Source organism: Bacillus fonticola (genome assembly GCF_012955605.1).
Lineage (GTDB): Bacteria > Bacillota > Bacilli > Bacillales > JC228 > Bacillus_CG > Bacillus_CG fonticola.
Window position 1 is genome coordinate 2013025 of the sequence record NZ_CP052135.1, and the last position, 18855, is coordinate 2031879.

Genomic DNA, 18855 nt, shown 5'->3' on the forward strand with positions numbered 1-18855 from the left:
AGCAGCCCAGATGCTAGTCAAGGAGGGAATCCGCAATGGAAATTAAGGTACATTGGAACGACGATTGGGAACAAGAATTATTGCAACGACTAGAGAAGGACGGTCCGTGGGGAGATTGGGGCTTACACAACATTGCTCTTAAATCAGAACAAGCGCTACATATCCCTTCCTTTGAAGAAATGCAAGCACCCAAGTTTCTTCCGAGCTTCACCCCTCTCCCTCACCAGCTTGAAGTAGCTCGTCAAGTTGTACAAGAAATGAACGGAAAGGCGATCTTAGCCGACGAAGTAGGTCTTGGGAAGACGATAGAGGCTGGGTTAATTCTAAAAGAGTACATGGTGAGGGGGCTCGTAAAAAAAGTATTACTATTAGTACCCGCATCACTCGTTTCACAGTGGACGACAGAGCTTATTTCGAAATTTCACATTCCGGCCATCATGTATCGAAAAAGCTATAATTGGTCTCAAGTTGATGTGATGGTTACGTCTTTAGATACTGTGAAACGAGCCACACATCAAGAGGAAGTACTCGCCCAGTCGTACGATCTTGTCATTATTGACGAGGCACACAAACTAAAAAACCATAAAACGAAAAACTATGCCTTTATCCAAAAGTTAAAAAAGCGATTTTGTTTACTCTTAACCGCAACACCTGTGCAAAATCGCATTGAAGAGATCTTCAACTTGGTGTCGTTATTGAAGCCTGGACATCTTGGAAATCTCGCAGACTTTGCGGACAAATATGATCGTGCAGAAAGATCCCTCCAGCAAGAAGCTCATTTAAAAGAACTCATAAATAAAGTGATGATTCGCAATCGTCGTGAGGATACGGGGATTGAGTGGACAAAACGTCATGTAGAAACGGTGACGATCGATATGAAGCCTGCTCAGAGAAAATTGTATGATGAACTTAGCACACTACGAAAGGGTGATACGGGACTTGCCACAGGTTTTTCCTACATGACCCTTCAAAGAGAAGCGTGTAGTAGTAGAGAAGCTGTTTATATGACACTGCAAAACATGATAAAAAAACAAGAAACCCCCTCTGAGGAAATGAACAGTCGAATACAACCATTACTTAGCCTCATTGAGGAAGCCACCGAAAACGCGAAGGCAGAGAAAATGGTTGAGCTGATCAAACAGATTGACGACAAAGTGATTGTATTTACCGAGTACCGAGCAACTCAACTATACTTGCAATGGTTTCTACAGCAACACGGCATAACATCCGTCCCGTTTCGTGGCGGATTTAAAAGAGGAAAAAAAGATTGGATGAGAGAGTTGTTTCGTAGCAAGGCTCAAGTATTAATTGCCACTGAGGCAGGTGGCGAAGGAATCAATCTACAATTTTGTCATAACATTATCAACTTTGACTTACCTTGGAACCCGATGCGTCTCGAACAGCGTATTGGTCGTATCCATCGACTTGGGCAAGAGGAAGACGTGCGCATATACAACTTCGCTACAAAAGACACCGTTGAGGAGCATATTTTGAAGCTGCTCCATGAAAAGATAGAACTGTTTAAACGTGTGGTTGGTGAACTGGACGACATTTTGACTCAGTTGGAATTTGGCACTGTGGATGATCATTTCACTGACATTTTCCATCACTCACAATCAGAAGGTGAAATGCGCATTAAAATCGCCAACTTAGAGTCAATGGTTGAGCTAGCTGAGCAAATGAAAGGAGAATCTACCCGTGCAACAGCAGGAAATTCATGAATTTTTGCGGTCTTTCTTTCTTCAAAACAATTGTACAATTACTGAAGAAGGAGTCGGATACTTTACGGTGCAGCTCACTGTAGACATGGATAAAGAATTGATGAATCGGCCCTTTTACTGGCACTACCTCGAAAAAATTGGAGGAGTGCCAAACCCAATGAGGATTACTCTAATTACTGAGCCATCCGCTGTGAATGAGGACATAAAAGGAGAAGTGATCCACTTCGGATCCCCAAGACTTCATCACATTTTCCGTGTTGCCAAAGAACAGTCCTCCCATTTACGGTTGTACGAAAGTATCCTTGTAAATCAGCAAGTTCATAGGAATGTGGCGCTGCAACCTTGGCTAGGTGTTCAATTAAAGCTTACCTTTCAGTCGCATCAAACACGCGAAGAACTTCACTCTATTGGTTTACAGCTACAAAACGGGACAATGGTACACAATTTTCATAACCGTCTGCAGCAAGTAAAAATGACTCCTAAAATACCTGATTTCACTTTTACGCTCTCACCTATGATCCGTCCACAAAGTGGCATGTCTCGAATCCGGAATTGGGTATTGGATTACTTGCAATCACAAGACGATACGTGGGCTCAAAAAGCACGGGAGCGGTGGCGGCAAGACCTTCAGCTACTAGAACAATTTTACGAAGGCATAGACGAGCTCCCTGAGACGTTTCTTACAGAGCAGAAAGCCCTCCAAGAGCAATACGAGCCCAAGATACAAGTTGAAACGATCGGCGGTGGGATCTTTTACGTCAGCCAGTCTTTCCTTAGCAAAACATCCTAGCATCAACAAAAAAGGTGGCTTCTCCAAAAAAAATCAGGAAGCCACCTTTGAGAATATAGAGGCTACAATGAGACTCTGAACGCATACAATTTTTAGACTGTAGGGATCTCCACAATTAATCGCCGGTAAAGAAAACGTGAGACAACCACTTTATCGCTTTCTCTTCATCCAATGCGTGACAGCAAACGGAAGAATTCCAAACCATTTCGTTAAAAAAGGTTGTCTTTCCGTTTTCCGCTCTATACGTATCGCTTTTCGTTCATTTTTCGGTTTTTCAAAATGCTTCACAAACGTCTCCGTCATGAACCGAACGTAGTCATGAAAAGACATATTCCAGACCCCCTTCTCTTACCTACAGGGTTACCCGTGAGAAAAAGGTTTAAACGTTTCTACATATTTTACAAGCTCTTCTTGTAGATACAATGTCGGATTTATCTCGTATTGTGCGGTTTCTTTATAAAGTGGCAATCTCTGTTCATACAATGCTACTAATTGTTCTTTTGTTTTCTCTTTTGCAACTGGTCGATTCTTATCATGAAGAATTCTCTCATAACAAACCGAAAACGGTGTCGCGAGGTAAACAACAGATGGTTGCTGCTTCAAAAAGTGTCTGTTCTCCTCACTCACGACGATGCCACCACCTGTTGCGACAACCGCTTGCTCCCTTCCTATGATTTCTTGCAAAAGGAGCGTCTCGACCTTGCGAAATGCACCCTCTCCATAGGTAAAAAAATAGTCTCGTATAGAACAGCCTAAATAAGCTTCTATTTCCGTATCAAGATCGAAGAAAGGAACCTTCAAGTATGTTGCCCATCGCTTTCCTATTGTAGATTTTCCCGCTCCCATAAAACCTGTTAGGAACAAAGAGGACGTTGTCTGCATTGTAGAGAATCACCTCAAATCACTATTTAATTTGTTGATAGCATCATACCATATTTCACCTGATCGCATTGTGGGATTTCCATCTCGGTACAGATTCCAGGACCATCCACATTCCCCTGTTTCTTTTTTCAGGCTCGAAAACCCCACTTCATAAAAGTCCCAGACAAACCTAACTTCTTCATAGTCTGTACACGCTACTGTTCTTACCTCTTCAAGCGCAAGTTGCACCGCCAATTGTTCTCTATACCAATCTCTTTCGTCTTTCCATCTCATATGAATTGTGGGAGTAGTCGCAAACAAAATGAGCCAAAAAGAAAGCAACATCGTAGTGAACAAAAGAAGATAAGGAGAGATGACTCCTTTTTCGTTCCCTACCATAAACGTTCTTCCTGTTTCCACGAGCGAACCCATAAGCTCTGCATGGGATTGTTCGTCGTTTGAATGGTGATCTCTACAAGTCCATCTCCTTGGCACATAAATGTATTCACATCCCTCGCTACAGGCTCATACCCTGCCCCATTCACTGTTCTCATCACAAAGCTGCCTTTCTGTTCATAGCGGATCATGTCATTCCCTTGTTGTGAACGGATGCCTTTTTCAAGACACGCTACCTCCTCACTTTGCTGTACCTCTGTAGCTATTTTTTGTAAGACGAGTTGTTGACGACTGTAAGATTGTTGAATGGACGTTATTTCTGTTCCACGTGTCATTAATTGAGTGAGAGGGGTAAACAGAAGCGTGAGTAGAGATAATAGGAGGATGGTTACAAGCACCTCAGCGAGTGTAAATCCTTGTTCGTCGTGGCATGCAGACGATTCTGTTGTACGTACCAATAGCGCACACCTCCTCATCAGTAATACGCCATTGTATTTCAGGTGAGAAGGTGGCTTCTCTACTGATTTCCAGTTCGAGTATCTTATGAAGCACAGCCTGAGTTAGACGTTGTTCCTCCAGTTGATAGGATTGAACTTTTGTGACTATCGCAACATTCCCTACAAGCAAAATAACAATCGCAAAGAATAAAATGCCTAGTAGCGCATCCCAAAGTGCAATTCCTGCCTCTTTCTGCTTAGGAGAGCTTTGTAACATACCACTCCCCCTTTCCAATTGTAAAAGTGAGCCGATACAGTACCCCGCCAACCGTAACAAATATCGATCCAAACGGGGCTATGTCTCCTTCCCCATCAAACCGGAAAGACCGCATCGCACTATTTTGGAAAAGAACGTCTTCTGTTGAGAAAGTACGATCTGCAAGCGTTTCCTCTACTGTATAGATGCGGTAACGTCCACTTTCAGCATATAGTCGTACAGCCACCGTTTTTCCAGTCGTCAGTGCGTGCTGTTGAGCCGTAAGCAAATCCTCGGTAAATACACGCAAGAACGAGGTTTTATCTGTGCGTTGGCTCCACACTGCACCAAAATGAGCAACAACAGAAAGTACCACGCTCAAGCAAAGTAACACAATCAGCACTTCCGCAAACGTATATCCTCTAGTATCTTGATTACGTAGGTTGATACTCAACAGATCCGTCTCCTTGAATAACTACTTGACCTGTATCACCACAAGACCCTTCTGCTTGGATATATCCGGCCTCTTGCAATTGAGTCAGTGTCGTTGGAAACGCGCCAGTGTCCATTTCGTAAGCTTGCACTTGCGCTTCAACAACTTGTAAAAACGCTTCACATCCTTTTTCCTTAATCGACGCACTCTGTTTAGCTAAATTAGGGATCGTAATAGCGAGTAAAATGGTAATGACGAGAAGCACAAGCATCATTTCAATGAATGTAAATCCTCGTTCATCCCGGTTTAATGCAGGCATCAATGATGACCTCCTTGTCTCTCTTATTTAGTATTTAGGCTGTTTTCTAAAAGGTTGTTGCTTTAGATGAGAAGTTTTATTGCACAACAGCTGTATGATGCGACATACTGCTATGTTGATTTCCGCTGCATTCAACGAACAGATGGCGAGTCAAAACCAGCGGAGGAAATACACGTAGACTCCTGCGGAATAGCGGAGACGATGAGACCCCGCAGAGAGCGTACTTTGCGAACGAGGAGGCTCAGCGCGGAGCCCGCGGAAAGCGAAGTGTATTTCCGGAGCGGTATTCAAGCACTATGAATGTGCGGTACGTCGCAACATGGGTCAACTGTTTAGTAAAAACAACAAAGAATACGAACACAGCCGTTATTTATTATTCTTTGCATGTCATGATGAAAAGTTCGTCATTTGTAGCATCGGAAAAAGAATCACAATGTACAGCCCGACGACAATGATCGCAAACCCTACAAGTACAATCGGCTGCAACATGCGAATTCCATGGCGAACCCACTCAGTCATCTGTTGAAAGCTTTCTGTGCTTACCAGTAGAAACACTTCCGCAATATGTCCTCTTTGTTCTCCGTAAGCAAGTGCGAGCGAAAAATCTCTTGGGAACAAAGGATGGGACACAGTTAAAGAAGAAAAGGAATGACCCTTCTGGAGTTCTGTTTCCATTTCTTGAAGCAAAACGGTAAACCATGGTGGTAAGCAAGTCGGCGTTTTAAGAAGGGAGGCAATGGCTTCTTGTAAAGAACAGCCAGAGCGCATGAGGGATCCTAGCCACAGGGATACAGTGAACGCATGTTGGTGACGGAAAAACTGTTGCAACCAAGGAAATTGTACAAGCAATTGTCGGGTGCGGTAAGGATGATGAGCCATCCATTTTCCAACGAAGAATAGGAGCACAACTAACATGCTAGCCACTCCAATTACGACGGAAGCAAGTGGAGTCTTTTCGAAAGCGATTAATAAACTCATGAAAAACGTTTTCTCTTCTTGAAATTGATCGTATAATTGGAGAATTCGAGGTAAAAATGTTTCTTTTACAACAGATAGAACAAATACCGTCATCATCGTAAGTACGAGCGGATACTGCAGTACTTTTTTGAACTGTGTTGAATCTTCTCGGCTTCGTTGTAGCAAACGGGCAGCTTCGTAAAATCCCTTTGCTAGCTGCCCAGATTGCTCAGCGACATACAAGCTTAATGTTATGGTCGGATGGAGCTGCAAATGAAATTCCGTTACTTCATGTAGAGAGACACCCTTCTCTAACTGCAAACGGCCCTCTTCATAAACACCTCTCCACTTTGGACGACACGTCGCTTCTATAAGATGCCACGCTGTCCCGACTGCATATCCTTCTTTTAATAATTTGTACATACGATCGCAAAAGGCAATTTGCTCATGGAGTGGGAGCTTCTTCACGTAATTTCCACCTTTTGTATTCCTCTTCTGGGACAAACCCGTAACAAATTGCCTTGCGCAACCACCGATCCAACGTGTATGGGGGTCTGACAGTTTGTTTTCCTTCATAGAAGTGTTGCAAGTCGCGACCTGCTAACAATTCGCAAATACACGCTCTTCTCTTTTCATGATACGGACAATACGGACGACAATTTTCTCCGCAAATGGGGCAAACACGTCTCACTAACCTTTGTGCACTCACGCCGATAAGTGTCTCTTGAATGTCTTGTTTCGGTATCCCAAGCTCTTGAAGCCGACTAATAGCACCAGCCGCATCTTTCGTGTGCATCGTCGTCAACACAAGATGTCCAGTCATTGCAGCCCGAATGGCCACACGCGCTGTCTCTTCATCACGTATTTCACCGACAAGAATAACGTCAGGATCGTGACGTAAAATTGCTTTCAACCCCGTGGCATAAGTAATACCTGCCTTTTCATTAACTTGGACTTGAAGCATGTCTTCACTTTTTTGTTCAACGGGATCTTCCAATGTAATAACGTGTCGTCTCTCTATCTGTGAGGCGTACTGAATGAGGCTGTACACAGAAGTGGTCTTACCACTGCCAGTTGGGCCTGTGAATATGAGAAGTCCGTGTGCGTGTTGGACTAGAGAACAAAGTTTACGCGTGATGGATGGGAACAATGACAATTCATGTAAGGATACTTGGGTAGTTTGAGGCATCAACCGGATGACAAGACTTTCGCCAAAAGACGAGGGTAGCGTAGAAAAGCGTAAATGGACAGGAGTATCATGAACGTAAAGAAAGTGAGCGCCACTCTGCGGCCTTCGTTTTTCCCCAATATCCATGGAGGCAAAAAATTTGAATCGACTGATGAGTCGTTCACTATCGGAATGTGGCCACCTGTGTTTCAAAAGAAGCTGATCATGAAGGCGGAAATAAATGTGTGTATCGTGCTTTCTAGGAGAAAAGTGAATATCAGAAGCTTGCAATTGAAACGCTTGCTCTAAAAGTTGGGATGCTATTTGTTCGATTGATTCGATCAGTTTCACCACCTTTCTTGTCGTCCCTTTACTTTTTCGACACATTAAGTAGTACTCCTTCTTTTTTTCTACATTATTTTTGAATAAATTGATGAATGTTGGCCATCATAATGGTTGTCGAGTAACAACATCACTTCTTGTTGTTACCTAAGCATTTATTTTTCCGAAAAAGTTTGGATAGAAAAGCAACATGCGGAAATCATAACTACTGTTGATTCATAACGATGGGCTATAGCCAAGCGGTAAGGCAACGGACTTTGACTTCGTGATTCGCTGGTTCGAATCCAGCTAGCCCAGTTCTAACGGATGGTGAAACCTTTCACCATCCGTTTTTTTTTCCTGACATGGGGTATACTAAAATGGGTTCGGTGAGCACTTTGTCACCAGAGCATCTCTTGCCTTTTTCTATAGTTAAAGTACAATGGAAACGGTTATTTACAATTGGAATGGGTCTTCGTATAATAGAAATACATGGCCTTTGTCGAAGGGAGGATACATACATGGATCGTATGTTTCGAGTTTGCGGTTTTTGGACTGGGATCTTTGCGGTTTTTTTCTATCTAGGTGATCTATTGGAGCCCTCACTAATCTCTTTCGGTTCCACTGCATTCTTTGTGTTTTTAGGTTACTTGAAGCTGTCCGAGCGAATGTACGTTTACGCGTTTGCTGCTTATTTAACCGTGTTCTTCGCAGGTTTTACGTATTACACAACATTTGTAATGGTTCCAGGAAGCGGGTAAATATAACAAAAAAGCTGTCCAATAGATGGGCAGCTTTTTTGTTATGTGCACAGTCCTAAAATCCATGTAAAAAAGGATTTATGTCCATTTCCGTTCCGATCGTAGTTTCAGGGCCATGACCTGAGCAGACAACCGTGTCTTCTGGTAGTGTGAGTAAATGATCGTGAATACTTTGTAGTAGCTGTTTTGAATTCCCTCCAGGTAAATCTGTTCGTCCGATACTTCCTTGAAACAACGCGTCTCCACTGAAAACAACACCTGTATCTTGTTCATAAAAAGATACACTTCCAGGGGAATGTCCAGGAGTTTCTATAACACGCAATGTCAAACCTCCACATGTTACCTCGTCTCCATGAGCAAGAAAGTGATCAGCACCACGTTCTGTTTCCACTTTGCCTAGCCCGAAGAAAGCGGAGCCATTTTTTTTGGAGTCCGTTAACCAATCGTTTTCCCACTCATGCACATAAAGAGGTATATTCCATTTCTTTCGCAGCCCTTCAACCGCTCCGATGTGATCAAAGTGAGCATGCGTGAGCCAAATGGCTTGTGGAACTAAGGATTTATTTTCAATTTGTCGAATCAGTTTCTTCTCATCTCCACCGGGATCAATAACCACACAACCGCCATCGCTTGTATAGAGGATGTATGCATTCGTTTGTAATTCTCCAAGCGGATATCTTTTGTATTGTAGGTGCATGTACTATTCTCCTTTCTCTTTGAGTGTATTGTACTGTATGATGGAAAGAATTCGCAAAAACTGAACTCGACAAAAGCAATGGAAATGGGTACAATAACTTATATAAAAAACTCCAACCATTTTGGAGCTAGATAGCGCGATCATGTGCGCATAAAGGAGGTCTCAGCATGGGGACAGCTATTATTTTTGCGCTAGTAGCCATCGTGGCAGCGGCTGGTTCGTATAGAACTTTGAAGGAGAAAAACCTTTTAGGGTTCGCTCTTAGTTTTACGACGCTAGCACTCTTCGGCTGGTTTTCTATCATGACTTTTATTAACAGTGGTTGGCCTGCCGCTTAAAAGAAGGAAGTATTGGTCCTTTTTGGCGTGACTACGTAACGCCACCCTAAAAAATCGAGTAGGGGTCGTCATTGCTGACCACCCCTCTCACAGAACCACACGTGCGGGTCGTCGCGAGCGGCTCCTCCCACTTATCCCTTTGGAGATAGCGTTCATCATAAAGTTTGACTAATGGAACTAAGTTTTTGGCTTTGAAGAACTTACCGTTCATCACATAATGAACTTCTGGTGTAATGAAACTCCTCCATGCCGTCATTCGCATATCGGGGAGGTCTTCTTTCCACCCAGCTCTCCTTAACATCCTATGGAATTTCTTGATCTTTCTCCAGCTTCGTAATTGAACCATTCGAAGCCTTCTTCGAATCCATCCATCACACTCTTTGAAGAAACTATTTCATTTGTGTACTTGAAATAGTTTCCCCATCCTCTTATTACAGGGTTTAGTTCTTCCTTAATGAGAGTAAACAGGTCAACCGTTTGGTTCCTTCTAGTGATGTCCCGTACCTTCTGTTTGAAACGCTCTTTCTTCTTCGGGTCGATCTTTCTGTATTGTCGATAGAACTGATACCCAAGAAACACAAAGGACTCTGCCATTACATTCACCACTTTTGATTTGGTGTGGTGGACGGTCAGCTCCCTTTTGGTCTTTCGGGATATACACTCTTTTCACCGGTCTAGGACAGTAGGTTTTCTCCTTTAGAGACTGCTGGAGCGTTCCTAGGTGACTCCCCAACTCTCTCATGCACTTATTTTCGCTCGTAAGACTAGTATTCTCTTTTTTGAGTGTTTCCATTTCTCGATGCGCTCCTAAGCCTTTCTGAGCCGTTTTAAAGACATTCTCATAATCCTCTCGATTCAACTGCACCTGGTCTCGCTTCAAAACTGGTGTTTTTACCTCGATTGCACTCAAATTTTACAGGGGCACTTCGATCTCATTCAAAGCTTGCTTCACTTCAACAAGCCGAGCCTCTGTTTTTTCAATTTCCGCCTTCTGCGCAAGAAGCTCTTTTTCTTGTTGTTCGCGCACCCGGCTATATTCTTCCTTGAGCTCCGCCACTTGACCTTCTAGTTCCTTCGCTTTGTATCGGTGGGGCGCGACATGCTTTCGATCACTCGATACGCCACGATCGAGTTCAAAACCTTGGGCTTTTACATGTTTATTAAAATCATCCTGCAGCTGAACTAACTGGAGCTTTTGTCCAAAATGCTCCTTGGCCGACAATCGGACATCTTCTGTGACCGGCACGAACCCCAAATGCATATGAGGCGTTTTTTCATCCTTATGTACCACCGCATAGACCACATTGTCCTTTCCATATCGATCGGACAAAAAGTCATAACTCGTTTTGATAAACTTCTCTTCTTGGTCCGGCGTCAACTTCTCAAAAAAATCCTTATTGCTCGTAACCATAAACTCACAAAGCTTTACCGCGTCTTTTCCCCTTAAATTAGAAAGTGCTTTAAAATCCAACATCATAATTAAAATAAAACTGAGCAAATTTATCTTGTGATTCTACAATACTTTTTTAAAAAGTGAACCAGTAATCCATATTATTCAAAAGATTATATTGTATTTCCAGACAAGATAACCAAAAAATGCTAACATTCATTTTGTAGAACTATTACGACAAAATTTCGCATTGAGGAGGAGTTTATCATCAAAAAGCTACTAATCTCATTTTTCACTCTCGCATTAATCTTTGGAAGTATGCAGCTCGCTAGTGTTTCAGCAAATTCAGAACAACCACCTGTACTACCACCAGACTCTGGACTTGAACCAAACCCTGAAAACCCTGAAAATCCCGAAGAAGATAGCAATTCTGCTTCGAAAGCTGTCTTTTTTGGAGGTATGGTTATTGCCTGGTTTGTTGACGGAGCAATTGATTATATTTCAGGAAGTGCTCCATCAGAATGGGTAAGTTGGGGACTAAACGAAATTGAAGAAACAGTTGTTGGTTACTTAAGCACACCTTTATATTCATCAGCAGTGGTGAAATCTGGAGGAGTCGTCGAACCAAACGATTGTACTAGTTTTCCTTGTCCAATTACTGCAGAAGATCCAGAAAAAGAAGAAGAAAAGTAAAAAAAATAGAAAAGGGGTGTTTTTACACCTCTTTTCTATTTTTCTTCCTAAAAAACTTCTAAAAATCATAATGTCACAAACACAGACAAAATTATTATATAGGTAAACCTAACCATCTTAATACTCCCAGAATAACCATCCCAGTAATGATCCCCAGAAAAAAGTGCTTTTTCTTCATACAACTCTCCTTTCACCCTTACTATTTGTAACATTTTAACACAATCTGTGAATTTATAGTACGCAGAATATTCGAGTGGGTTTAAAAAAGTAAGAAAGTACTATTATTCCAAACACAATCGAGTAGGGGGCGTCATTACTAACCACCCCTCTCACAGAACCACACGTGCGGGTCGTCGCATGCGGCCCTTCCACTTATCCCCTTTGGAGATAGCGTTCATCATAAAGTTTGACTAATGGAACTAAGTTTTTGGCTTTGAAGAACTTACCGTTCATCACATAATGAACTTCTGGTGTAATGGAACTACGCCATGCCGTCATTCGCATATCGGGGAGGTCTTCTTTCCACCCAGCTCTCCTTAACATCCAATGGAATTTCTTGATCTTTCTCCAGCTTCGTAATTGAACCATTCGAAGCCTTCTTCGAATCCATCCATCACACTCTTTGAAGAAACTCTTTTCATTTGAATCAATTTCATGATTGCTCTTTTTAAAAATACACAGACCAGCAGAATAGTAGTTACTTAAAAATTTTCTTGATTCGTACCGCTTGAACAAGGTTGTTGATTTCCGCTACAGGCGGACGCTTTCCACGGGCGGGCCGTGAGCCTCCTCGTCGCTTCTCTCCTGCGGGAATGAAATGTGGAAGCGGTCCGTCTTGCTCCCTCTGAAAGATGTTCTTTGGCTTTAGATGTATTTCGCAAGTGAAAAGTGAGCCATTTCGCAATTTAATTTTGAGCCACTCTGTTTGTACTCACTTTCATCCATTCTTGGGTTTCTTTTATTCTAAATGACGTTATTACATCGAACGCACGAATAGTCATCATTACAGAGCCATGAAAAACCATTATCTCCTGACGCAAATAGCGGATATTCTGATGCGGCTCTATGAAAACGGTTCTAGCGTAATCAAGAAGGTGAAAAAAACGATCAAAGAAAAATCCTTGGATCTGTTTGAAGCGATCCGTGGTCGCATAGTAACAGACAAGGATTTAGCTGAACTGGATACACCAATTCAAGTAAGATTCACCTGAATTTAATTGTAGCAAAGGATGTGATGTGACGCAAAAATAATACTTAGCACCCTGTTGGTTGGAGTGGAGGCCCACAGGACGTGGGTCAGGAAGGCGTTGCCACAGGACGTGGCGCCTTTAGCCTTTCTTCCTTGTTCTGCGGGATTAGTGGGACAGGTGAGACGTGTCTAGCTACAGCGGTCTGCTTCCGCATTTCATCCCGCAAGAGCGAAAGCGATGAGGAGGCTCACCGCCCACCCCGCGGAAAGCGAGCACCTGGAACGGAAATCAACAGCCATTTTAACAGAGCCAAAATAAAATAGCTAAAAACTAATTTAGGCTTCCTTTTTTGGCAACCAGCCTCCACTAGCTCTTCATGCATATCAATCTTCTTCATTTGTTGCTTACTCATGTAGTGATTTCTCTTCCACTCATTTTCCTTTATGTAATCGCGTAGAATGTTCTTGACCTCTTCTGTTAATACCTTCTTTCTCCCTTTTATTTCCTTGTAAGTGGATGGTCTCATAATCTCCTCAGTAATTGCCAGATTACGAACATCCTCATTTCTACCTTTCTCAAACTCTTGTACGTATTTATCTACTGTATTCCGGGACTTTTTAGTATTTTTGGCAATCTTTCGCTTACTCATCCCCTCCAAATATAACTGAATAATGGTTTGTTTCTTTGTCAAAGTAATCACTCCTGATATTTCCCCCTAATAGTTCATTAGGGTTATTGTCTATCAAAAGTGGCTCAGTTTTCAATTGCTTTAGTGGCTCACTTTTAGGTTACTATATACATAGGCGCATAGTGTTTATTAAATCCTACTGGTTCTGGCTCATTTCGCTTGTTATACGCAATGATGGACTGATGCCCCATTCGATGTATTTGTTCATAAATAGGGTCATAATCATAGCCAGCGTCCATGGTCTGATAGCGTAATGTCGGAAGAGCGAGACGTTCATGAATCCCCTTTAATAGTGGGATCGCTGCCTTTCCATCGTTCAGACTACCCGATGAGAAAAGGGTCTGTAGTATGTATTGACTCGATGTGCCGACAGCCAGATGCCCCTTGTAGCCATACCAAAAGACGTTCTTCCCTTCACTTGCGAAATACACCCATCAAGTTATTCCGCCGAAATACCTTATCGTATAAGCTGTACCATACTCGTTTCGTCATCACTTTACTCCTTCTACGTGGAGAGTTACATCTCGTTTCCTTCCGTTTCCCTTTCATAGGATGGAGTTGACAGGTAACTAGTGTTACAATCCTTTCTTCCCACATCCTAGTGGTGAGCGGTGTACCCTTCTGTTCCACCTCGGTTTCGCGTCTTCTGCTCACTTCCACGGTTCTCTTCGTATGATGTAGAGCTTTCCATCTTCATGCGTCACGCCCTTCGCAAGTTGTTGTCAGTGGTTTTTTATTGCTCTGTTTCTTGAAAGACAAACTGCTCTCTTTTCCCAGTTTCTAGATGAATGACTTCGCTCGTCAATACTCCATATAGAAGGTGTCTACCATCTGTACTCATTTCGAGGTTTGCTTGTTCTGGAACTTCAAATAGAGGACGTTTCTCTTTCACTGAGAGGTTTACTTCGTACATTTGGAACAAACCGTCATATGTGTCCACATTTCCACTTTCTTCAGGATGAATGATGTAGAGCACGTTTTTCACCTCATCATATGAGAAGAAAGGAACTTGCCACGTACTATACTGAGAGAGGTATGGCGCTTGATAGGAAAATACTTCGTTCCCCATACCATCAAAGAAGGATACCATCCCCTTATTTTTTCCTTCTTGAGTAGCGAACACAACAACATATTCCCCCATGTCCTCTATAGCATAAGCTTGTGAAGAAAGGACACGCTCCCCACCGGAAACCCCATTCCACTTCGCTTTAGTCGTGAGCGATGACTTTGTTGGATCCCAGTCTAAGTAAGCAATCGCACCTGAATTCACACGTACGTAAAACGGCACATCTATATCAACTGCATCTAGCCCATCATTCGTTAATAAAAAATGCTCATATGACCAGTCTGGTTGAAAGGCAGTGACTTCCCATCCAGCCAAACTAGATGGTTCCAATGTAATTTCCGAAGCAGAAAAAGCCTCAGAATAGATCGTATTCCCTACAGAATTAACGATGGTTATCTCACCTTCCTCACCTCGTCCAGGTGAGGTAAACAATGCTACTTGACGACTCACTGGCTCGATGGCTACTTCCGAAATTATGCTTTCTTTTTTATAAAGAAGCGTTACGTCTCCTGAAAATACATTATATGTAAGAACAGATGACACACCGTCTTCTTCTGTCGTGTACACAATTGTTTTTTCGTCGAGAAAACCGACGATCTCTTCTAACACACTTTCTACAAAACGCATCGGAAGCCACTTGTCCTTCTCACCTAGCACTTCCTCTTCCTCTGCTAAAGGTGACTCTCCTTCTCCTTGTTGATCAGTGGGTTCTATGACCTTTTCCGTTCCACTACACCCAGTGATCAGGAGGACGAAAGAGAGCAAAGCAACCCATCCAATACGAATTTTCTCTTTATTCACGATCCGCCCCCTTCCATCTCTCTTTATAAGACGAATTGATCGTCGAAATGTTTCACTTTTTACAAAGAGATGACAAAAAGCCTATCCAAGCAGGAAATGATTCCTATAACGGACGGATTGCCTCTACGAGAATGCCTATAACATCTCGATAAATACTTTCGAACTGCTCTATTGGGAGCGGATTTACCCCTTCTCCTAATTCAATTGTAAATCCTGGCTTTTCGTAAGTTGCAATAAACCAATCTTTAAATCCTGCATGACTGTCAATCATTTGTACAGCCTTATATCCACTTGCTCTCTCAAAACGCGCTGCTAGTAAGGCACTTTCTTTCGGTTCGATTCCTTCATATCCCCAATAAAATTCTTTTCCTTGCGTATGAAGTGCAACGACTCTGTGAAATTGCTTTTCCTCTACAAGTTTTTGCATGACAATCGCCTCCTTTTCAGTTAAAGGAGCTGCCCCTGGATAATCTCGGTAGGCAGGTATTTTTGCCCATTTTCTATTCTTTTCGATTTCCCAATTTGTAGGGAATTGATTATTCAAATCGACCCCTCTAGCGTTTGCCTTCCAATCTTGAAAAGTGACCCCCTCATGAAGAAGCATACTTCGATAAACGGGACGTTCTTCATCGTGTGGGCCGTACTGGGCAATTTCTACACCATCAGGATTCACCATAGGCACAACAGACAATGTACACTCCGTGTATAACGTTTCTGCTGGGATCCCATACAAGTGCCCTCCTGTCGCTATCGCGTGGACATAATCTTGCACAAACTGCATGACGACGTTGGTCGTAACCCATTCGTTCCCATGAAAAGAAGCATTTAGATGTACATGTAACGGTCCATTACCTATAGTGATCTCAGTAATAGATCTGCCTTGTTCACTTTCACCGATTACTCTCACCTGAAACATGCTATACATTTCATACAGAGTTTGAATGTCCTGCTCCACACGGGAGTGATCGTAACCAAAATGCGGATTGACAATAGAACTTTTCACTTGCCACGGAATTTCTATTGTCTCACCTTCCCGCAATATTTCTTGCTCCATCTGGTTTAAAAGTAAAATTGCTTCCGGGCGCACCCCACACTTTCTAGCCAGACCATCTATCGAATCAAATTTTTTGACAGTATAGCTATCACGGATATATCCAGGTATTTTGCATATGCCTCTTGCCGTAATTGGGTTAGGATTAATGATTTCTAAAGCAAATATGGGGATGTTAAACCACTCACTAATTTGGGTAAGCATCGTCAAATACTTAAACTGCATTTGCATATATTCCCTACCTCCTGTGCGTGCTTATCGTTTAAGGTATGTATATTCTCACCCGAACGATAAAAAGACCTTACACCCAAAGATGGGCATAAGGTCTTTTGGCTTTTATTCAGCTGCATCAGTGTTGCTATCTCCTTGTCGATCTTCTTCGTAGAAACGGAGAAGATCACCTGAAACGACTGCATCTGAGTAACTTAACTCTTTTTCTGCCTTTTCTATATACGGATCACAAACCGCTGCATCTTCCACGGGTTCTTCCGTTGCTTTATCATAGCAAATACCGCTCGTATATAGGTATTTATCCGTAATGAAAGACCCATCACGCAATACGGCAAAATCCAAGCGGTCTTCAGCGAACAAATCCGCTCCAAATTGGATATCATCTTTTGTGTCAATACCTAGCAAATGGAGCAATGTAGGGCGTAGATCAATTTGACCACCTACCGTATCTATCTGCTTCCCTTCCATGCCAGGGATCCGAATCATTAACGGTACTTGCTGCAATTGGGTAGAAACAAACGGTGTCACTTCTTTGCCTAGGAATTGTCCCATTGCTTCGTTATGATTTTCTGAAATTCCGTAATGATCAGCGTAAATAACAATAATCGAGTCTTCATACAACCCTTCATCCTTTAATTGTTGAATGAAAGTTTTCACCGCTTCATCTTCATAGCGAATCGTTGGAAAATAGCGGTTCAATGTTTCACTGTTCGAATCATACTCATCGATCATACGGTCTTCTTCGTCTAGCTCAAATGGAAAGTGATTTGTCAATGTAATGAACTTCGTGTAAAAAGGTTGTTTCATTTCTTTCAAATACTGAATCGACTGTTCGAAAAACGGTATGTCTTTTAGTCCCCAACCGACCGAATTCTCCTCAGTCACTTCATAATCGGTCAACGAATAGAAACGATCGTATCCTAACGTGTTGTACATAACATCACGGTTCCAGAAGCTTTTGTTGTTTGCGTGTAAAGTGGCTGTGTAATATCCGTTCTCACCTAGCACTTCTGGTGTTGCGCGATATTCATTTAAAGCGTTAGTAAAAAAGACGGCACCACGGCTCGATGGATACAACGAATTATCCAAGAGGAATTCACTGTCACTCGTTTTTCCCTGACCTGTTTGAGAGTAAAAGTTAGTAAAGTTAAGACTCTCTTCCATAAAGTCATTCAAGAAAGGTGTAATTTCTTCACCGTTGATTTTCTCACCAAATACAAAGCTTTGCGTGGATTCCAAGCTAATGAGAATGACGTTCTTCCCTTTCGCCACTCCAAACATGTCCTCGTTCGGCTCTTTGTACTCTGCGGAAACATAATTTTCAATACTGTCAAGTTCACTACCATCAGCAAACGCTCGTTGTGCAGAAGATTTCGACTGCAAATAGGCGTCATAAACAAGATAGTTATAGGTTCCGATGTTTTTCACTAAAATTTCTCGGTCAAACGTACGCGTCAACAATTCAGGGCGTTCTGTCTCTGCTAACCCTAAGTTAAAGAAGGCAATCGCGACTACAACTAGAAAATACGCACGACGAGCCATTTTCGTAACAGGGCGATTATGGAAAACTTGTGGCTTTTTCCAAAGAATCCAACCAATAACGAGTAGGTCTATAAAATAGAGTAAATCTGTCCACATGATTAATTCGTTTACACTGCTTCCAAGGTCCCCCATGTTGCTCGTTTGAAATAATACAGGGAGCGTAATAAAGTCGTTAAAGAATCGATAGTACACAATATTTGCAAATAACACTCCCGTTACAATCCACGATACAATGTACATGTATCGATTTCTTCCTGCTCCTTGGAAGAACATACTGAGTCCAAGAATAAATAAAATAAAGCTCAATGGGTTGATTAGTAATATTAACTCTTGTTTCCAATTTTCAATGGGTATATCAAAGCTAGTTTGATAGGCTACGTACGTTTTTAACCAAAGCAATAGTACTGCAACGGCTAACAACGTTACTTTAGGAAACGCTCGTGATCTCATAAAAATTCTCCTCCCAACATCAACAGAGCGAAAAATACGGTAAAGTCATTCCAATTTTTTTCTACATGAAAGATCATGGTTAATCTTAATACGTTTTTTACAAAAAGGCAACCAGAATTCACACGTACTATTTACAATTTTATGTCTCCCCTTTACACACTACTATAGACGAGCAGACATTAAAAAAGTTTCATTTTTCATCGAACTGTTAAAAATCAGGACAAAAGTATGATAAAAAAAAAAAACAAGAACCATCCTTCAGTCCCTGTTTCTAGTGTGAGCTTATGTTGTACGTTCT

At 42.1% G+C, this 18855-nt stretch carries 22 protein-coding genes, 1 tRNA gene and 2 pseudogenes; 7 read left to right on the top strand and 18 right to left on the bottom strand.

Going from position 1 to position 18855, the window contains the following annotated elements; all coding sequences use genetic code 11:
* Nucleotides 1-35 precede the first annotated feature (35 nt).
* Both HHK01_RS09910 and HHK01_RS09915 read left to right on the top strand, forming a co-directional pair.
* Nucleotides 36-1721 carry a DEAD/DEAH box helicase gene (locus HHK01_RS09910; protein WP_170007638.1) on the top strand — a complete coding sequence of 562 codons (1686 nt, stop codon included), beginning with the start codon at nucleotides 36-38 and terminating at the stop codon, nucleotides 1719-1721.
* A complete protein-coding gene (locus tag HHK01_RS09915; RefSeq protein ID WP_170007639.1) occupies nucleotides 1699-2511 on the top strand; it encodes a YqhG family protein in 813 nt (270 codons plus the stop codon). The genes HHK01_RS09910 and HHK01_RS09915 overlap by 23 nt, the downstream gene beginning before the upstream one ends.
* Nucleotides 2512-2661: 150 nt before the next feature.
* Here HHK01_RS09915 and HHK01_RS09920 read toward each other — a convergent pair whose 3' ends face one another.
* From HHK01_RS09920 to comGA, 9 genes are all read right to left on the bottom strand, one after another.
* Entirely contained in the window at nucleotides 2662-2841 is a 180-nt protein-coding gene (locus HHK01_RS09920; protein WP_170007640.1) for a YqzE family protein, read from the bottom strand.
* 30 nt (nucleotides 2842-2871) lie between these two features.
* Nucleotides 2872-3393, bottom strand: a complete 522-nt coding sequence (locus HHK01_RS09925) for a shikimate kinase (protein ID WP_170007641.1) — start codon at nucleotides 3391-3393, stop codon at nucleotides 2872-2874.
* A gap of 9 nt (nucleotides 3394-3402) precedes the next feature.
* Nucleotides 3403-3771, bottom strand: a complete 369-nt coding sequence (locus HHK01_RS09930; protein WP_170007642.1) for a hypothetical protein — start codon at nucleotides 3769-3771, stop codon at nucleotides 3403-3405.
* Nucleotides 3765-4226: a competence type IV pilus minor pilin ComGF gene (locus HHK01_RS09935; protein WP_170007643.1), complete on the bottom strand. Its 462-nt coding sequence runs from the start codon at nucleotides 4224-4226 to the stop codon at nucleotides 3765-3767. The genes HHK01_RS09930 and HHK01_RS09935 overlap by 7 nt, the downstream gene beginning before the upstream one ends.
* Nucleotides 4168-4482 carry a hypothetical protein gene (locus tag HHK01_RS09940; RefSeq protein ID WP_170007644.1) on the bottom strand — a complete coding sequence of 105 codons (315 nt, stop codon included), beginning with the start codon at nucleotides 4480-4482 and terminating at the stop codon, nucleotides 4168-4170. Before HHK01_RS09940 ends, HHK01_RS09935 begins: the two co-directional genes overlap by 59 nt.
* Nucleotides 4463-4915 (bottom strand): type II secretion system protein, encoded by a 453-nt coding sequence (locus tag HHK01_RS09945; protein WP_170007645.1) that lies wholly within the window; start codon nucleotides 4913-4915, stop codon nucleotides 4463-4465. The genes HHK01_RS09940 and HHK01_RS09945 overlap by 20 nt, the downstream gene beginning before the upstream one ends.
* Nucleotides 4896-5213 carry a competence type IV pilus major pilin ComGC gene (gene comGC, locus HHK01_RS09950; RefSeq protein WP_170007646.1) on the bottom strand — a complete coding sequence of 106 codons (318 nt, stop codon included), beginning with the start codon at nucleotides 5211-5213 and terminating at the stop codon, nucleotides 4896-4898. The genes HHK01_RS09945 and comGC overlap by 20 nt, the downstream gene beginning before the upstream one ends.
* A gap of 387 nt (nucleotides 5214-5600) precedes the next feature.
* On the bottom strand, nucleotides 5601-6638 hold the full coding sequence (locus HHK01_RS09955; RefSeq protein ID WP_170007647.1) for a type II secretion system F family protein: 1038 nt from the start codon (nucleotides 6636-6638) through the stop codon (nucleotides 5601-5603).
* Nucleotides 6616-7725, bottom strand: a complete 1110-nt coding sequence (gene comGA, locus HHK01_RS09960; RefSeq protein WP_322619366.1) for a competence type IV pilus ATPase ComGA — start codon at nucleotides 7723-7725, stop codon at nucleotides 6616-6618. Before comGA ends, HHK01_RS09955 begins: the two co-directional genes overlap by 23 nt.
* Nucleotides 7726-7905: 180 nt before the next feature.
* On the opposite strand from comGA, the gene HHK01_RS09965 reads away from it, so the two are divergent.
* Together HHK01_RS09965 and HHK01_RS09970 are read left to right on the top strand one after the other, a co-directional pair.
* Nucleotides 7906-7977 (top strand) — tRNA-Gln (locus tag HHK01_RS09965).
* 203 nt (nucleotides 7978-8180) lie between these two features.
* Nucleotides 8181-8420, top strand: coding sequence for a DUF2626 domain-containing protein (locus HHK01_RS09970; RefSeq protein WP_170007648.1), 240 nt, complete (start codon nucleotides 8181-8183; stop codon nucleotides 8418-8420).
* A 55-nt stretch (nucleotides 8421-8475) separates the two neighbouring features.
* Here the strand turns inward: HHK01_RS09970 and HHK01_RS09975 are convergent, their stop codons facing one another.
* Nucleotides 8476-9117, bottom strand: a complete 642-nt coding sequence (locus HHK01_RS09975; protein ID WP_170007649.1) for an MBL fold metallo-hydrolase — start codon at nucleotides 9115-9117, stop codon at nucleotides 8476-8478.
* Between the two features lie 167 nt (nucleotides 9118-9284).
* Between HHK01_RS09975 and HHK01_RS09980 the strand changes: the two genes are divergently transcribed.
* The gene (locus HHK01_RS09980; protein ID WP_170007650.1) at nucleotides 9285-9455 is read left to right on the top strand and encodes a DUF2759 domain-containing protein; all 171 of its coding nucleotides are present in this window, start codon (nucleotides 9285-9287) and stop codon (nucleotides 9453-9455) included.
* A gap of 294 nt (nucleotides 9456-9749) precedes the next feature.
* On the opposite strand, the gene HHK01_RS09985 is transcribed toward HHK01_RS09980, so the two are convergent.
* Complete coding sequence (locus tag HHK01_RS09985; protein ID WP_170007651.1) at nucleotides 9750-10049, bottom strand: group II intron maturase-specific domain-containing protein; 300 nt, start codon at nucleotides 10047-10049, stop codon at nucleotides 9750-9752.
* A 319-nt stretch (nucleotides 10050-10368) separates the two neighbouring features.
* Entirely contained in the window at nucleotides 10369-10932 is a 564-nt protein-coding gene (gene mobV, locus HHK01_RS09990; protein WP_170007652.1) for a MobV family relaxase, read from the bottom strand.
* A 231-nt stretch (nucleotides 10933-11163) separates the two neighbouring features.
* Between mobV and HHK01_RS09995 the strand changes: the two genes are divergently transcribed.
* The gene (locus tag HHK01_RS09995; RefSeq protein ID WP_170007653.1) at nucleotides 11164-11538 is read left to right on the top strand and encodes a hypothetical protein; all 375 of its coding nucleotides are present in this window, start codon (nucleotides 11164-11166) and stop codon (nucleotides 11536-11538) included.
* 372 nt (nucleotides 11539-11910) lie between these two features.
* Here HHK01_RS09995 and HHK01_RS15945 read toward each other — a convergent pair whose 3' ends face one another.
* Nucleotides 11911-12126 carry a hypothetical protein gene (locus HHK01_RS15945; RefSeq protein ID WP_407646904.1) on the bottom strand — a complete coding sequence of 72 codons (216 nt, stop codon included), beginning with the start codon at nucleotides 12124-12126 and terminating at the stop codon, nucleotides 11911-11913.
* A 425-nt stretch (nucleotides 12127-12551) separates the two neighbouring features.
* Here HHK01_RS15945 and HHK01_RS15605 point away from each other — a divergent pair, with 425 nt between their 5' ends.
* Complete coding sequence (locus HHK01_RS15605; RefSeq protein ID WP_228027536.1) at nucleotides 12552-12749, top strand: transposase; 198 nt, start codon at nucleotides 12552-12554, stop codon at nucleotides 12747-12749.
* 334 nt (nucleotides 12750-13083) lie between these two features.
* Here HHK01_RS15605 and HHK01_RS10000 read toward each other — a convergent pair.
* The 5 genes and pseudogenes from HHK01_RS10000 to HHK01_RS10020 form a co-directional block, all read right to left on the bottom strand.
* Nucleotides 13084-13419 (bottom strand): annotated as a pseudogene (locus HHK01_RS10000) (helix-turn-helix domain-containing protein); the annotation flags it as partial.
* A gap of 113 nt (nucleotides 13420-13532) precedes the next feature.
* Nucleotides 13533-13835 (bottom strand): annotated as a pseudogene (locus HHK01_RS10005) (transposase); the annotation flags it as partial.
* 314 nt (nucleotides 13836-14149) lie between these two features.
* On the bottom strand, nucleotides 14150-15283 hold the full coding sequence (locus HHK01_RS10010; protein WP_170007655.1) for a YqgU-like beta propeller domain-containing protein: 1134 nt from the start codon (nucleotides 15281-15283) through the stop codon (nucleotides 14150-14152).
* Nucleotides 15284-15386: 103 nt separating this feature from the next.
* Nucleotides 15387-16565: a M14 family metallopeptidase gene (locus tag HHK01_RS10015; protein WP_170007656.1), complete on the bottom strand. Its 1179-nt coding sequence runs from the start codon at nucleotides 16563-16565 to the stop codon at nucleotides 15387-15389.
* Nucleotides 16566-16670: 105 nt separating this feature from the next.
* Entirely contained in the window at nucleotides 16671-18557 is a 1887-nt protein-coding gene (locus HHK01_RS10020) for an LTA synthase family protein (RefSeq protein WP_170007657.1), read from the bottom strand.
* Between the last annotated feature and the right edge of the window lie 298 nt (nucleotides 18558-18855).

Coding starts and splice junctions, on each gene's coding strand:
- HHK01_RS09910 (WP_170007638.1), top strand. CDS start 36: ATGGAAATTAAGGTACATTGGAACGACGATTGGGAACAAGAATTATTG.
- HHK01_RS09920 (WP_170007640.1), bottom strand. CDS start 2,841: ATGTCTTTTCATGACTACGTTCGGTTCATGACGGAGACGTTTGTGAAG.
- HHK01_RS09925 (WP_170007641.1), bottom strand. CDS start 3,393: ATGCAGACAACGTCCTCTTTGTTCCTAACAGGTTTTATGGGAGCGGGA.
- HHK01_RS09930 (WP_170007642.1), bottom strand. CDS start 3,771: ATGGTAGGGAACGAAAAAGGAGTCATCTCTCCTTATCTTCTTTTGTTC.
- HHK01_RS09940 (WP_170007644.1), bottom strand. CDS start 4,482: ATGTTACAAAGCTCTCCTAAGCAGAAAGAGGCAGGAATTGCACTTTGG.
- comGC (WP_170007646.1), bottom strand. CDS start 5,213: ATGCCTGCATTAAACCGGGATGAACGAGGATTTACATTCATTGAAATG.
- comGA (WP_322619366.1), bottom strand. CDS start 7,725: ATGTGTCGAAAAAGTAAAGGGACGACAAGAAAGGTGGTGAAACTGATC.
- HHK01_RS09970 (WP_170007648.1), top strand. CDS start 8,181: ATGGATCGTATGTTTCGAGTTTGCGGTTTTTGGACTGGGATCTTTGCG.
- HHK01_RS09975 (WP_170007649.1), bottom strand. CDS start 9,117: ATGCACCTACAATACAAAAGATATCCGCTTGGAGAATTACAAACGAAT.
- HHK01_RS09980 (WP_170007650.1), top strand. CDS start 9,285: ATGGGGACAGCTATTATTTTTGCGCTAGTAGCCATCGTGGCAGCGGCT.
- HHK01_RS09985 (WP_170007651.1), bottom strand. CDS start 10,049: ATGGCAGAGTCCTTTGTGTTTCTTGGGTATCAGTTCTATCGACAATAC.
- mobV (WP_170007652.1), bottom strand. CDS start 10,932: ATGATGTTGGATTTTAAAGCACTTTCTAATTTAAGGGGAAAAGACGCG.
- HHK01_RS09995 (WP_170007653.1), top strand. CDS start 11,164: ATGCAGCTCGCTAGTGTTTCAGCAAATTCAGAACAACCACCTGTACTA.
- HHK01_RS15945 (WP_407646904.1), bottom strand. CDS start 12,126: ATGGTTCAATTACGAAGCTGGAGAAAGATCAAGAAATTCCATTGGATG.
- HHK01_RS15605 (WP_228027536.1), top strand. CDS start 12,552: ATGAAAAACCATTATCTCCTGACGCAAATAGCGGATATTCTGATGCGG.
- HHK01_RS10015 (WP_170007656.1), bottom strand. CDS start 16,565: ATGCAAATGCAGTTTAAGTATTTGACGATGCTTACCCAAATTAGTGAG.
- HHK01_RS10020 (WP_170007657.1), bottom strand. CDS start 18,557: ATGAGATCACGAGCGTTTCCTAAAGTAACGTTGTTAGCCGTTGCAGTA.